The sequence below is a fragment of the Mycobacterium sp. MFM001 genome (assembly GCF_003402475.1).
GTDB lineage: Bacteria > Actinomycetota > Actinomycetes > Mycobacteriales > Mycobacteriaceae > Mycobacterium.
On sequence record NZ_BFAB01000036.1, the window covers coordinates 581 to 2,174 of the forward strand.

The 1,594-nt window shown below is 66.2% G+C and carries 1 protein-coding gene; it reads left to right on the top strand.

The annotated features are described in order from the left end of the window. Window positions 1-1,594 (top strand): condensation domain-containing protein (locus MFM001_RS24235; RefSeq protein WP_238159382.1); only part of this gene is annotated, 1,594 nt, incomplete at both ends.

Below are 1,594 nucleotides of genomic sequence, written 5' to 3' on the forward strand. Positions count from 1 at the left end.
CGGCGGCGTTTCACGCTGGGGTGCAAGACATTTTGTTGATTGCCTTCGGGTTGGCGGTCGCGGAGTTCGTGGGAAACGGTTGCGCGCCAATCGGCATCGATGTGGAGGGACATGGGCGCCACGAGGAGTTGGCCGCCGATGTGGACCTGTCGCGCACGGTGGGATGGTTTACGACTAAATACCCGGTGGCGTTGACCGTCGGTGGGCTGGAATGGGCGCAGGTGATCGCCGGCGAAGCCGGGCTGGGGGCGTTGATCAAGGACGGCAAAGAGCAGCTGCGCGCCCTGCCGGATCCGTTGAGTTACGGTCTGTTGCGCTATTTGAACCCAGACGTGGATTTGGACGGGTCGGACCCGCCGATCGGGTTCAACTATCTGGGGCGTCTGGGCGCGGCGGCGGGTGAGGCGGCCGGTGATGTCTGGCGGATCGGCCAGGACGGCTTGTCGGTTGCCGGCGCCGCGGCGGCTATACAGATGCCGTTGGCGCACACGCTGGAGCTCAACGCGGGCACCGTGGAGACCGTCACCGGTCCACAGCTGCAGGCCAACTGGTCGTGGGCGCCCTCGGCATTGGATCAGGCCCAAGTCAGCCAGCTGGGTCGGTTGTGGTTTGAGGCGCTGGCCGGGATCTGTGCGCATGTGCGCGCCGGTGGGGGCGGGTTGACACCGTCGGATATCGCGCCGGCGGGTTTGACCCAGCAGGAGATCGACGAACTGGAGCGGCAATACCCCATTGCGGATGTGTTGCCGTTGACCCCGCTGCAGCAGGGGCTGCTGTTTCATGCGGCCACCGCGCAGGGCGGCGGCGACGATGTGTATGCGGTGCAACTGGATATCGATGTGAGCGGCTCGCTTGACCCGCACCGCCTGCGCGATGCGGTGCAGATGGCCGTCAACCGGCATCCCAACCTGGCGGCCCGATTCTGTGAACAGTTCGACGAGCCGGTGCAGATCATCCCGGCCGATCCGGTCGTGCCGTGGCGCTACGTCGAGGTTGATGGCAGCGCTGACCCTGATGAGCAGATCGAGGCGTTGTGTGCGGCCGAACGGGCCGCGGTCTACGACCTTGCCGGCCAGTCGGCGTTTCGGGCGGCGTTGATCCGCACCGCAGAGGATCAGCACCGGTTTGTGCTGACCAATCATCACATCGTGCTCGATGGCTGGTCACTGCCGATTCTGCTGGGGGAGATATTCGCCGGCTATTACGGGCAGCGGTTGGCGGTGCCCGCGCCGTATCGCCGTTTTGTCACTTGGTTGGCCGAGCGTGACCTTGATGCGGCCCGCGCGGCGTGGCGGGAGGTGTTCGACCGTTTTGACACCCCGACCTTGGTGGGGCCGCCGGATCGGTTGGGGCTGGGGCGGCGAGGTGTCGTGTCGGTTCGGGTGTCTGAGCAGACGACGCGGGCCGTTGGGGAGTTGGCGCGCTCGCAGCGCACCACGGTGAGCACTGTGTTGCAGGCGGCTTGGGCGCAGTTGTTGTCAGCGTTGACGGGCCAGCGTGATGTCGCGTTCGGTGCTGTGGTTTCGGGGCGGCCGGCCGAAGTGCCCGGCGCGGACTCGATGGTGGGGCTGTTGATCAATACGGTGCCCGTGCG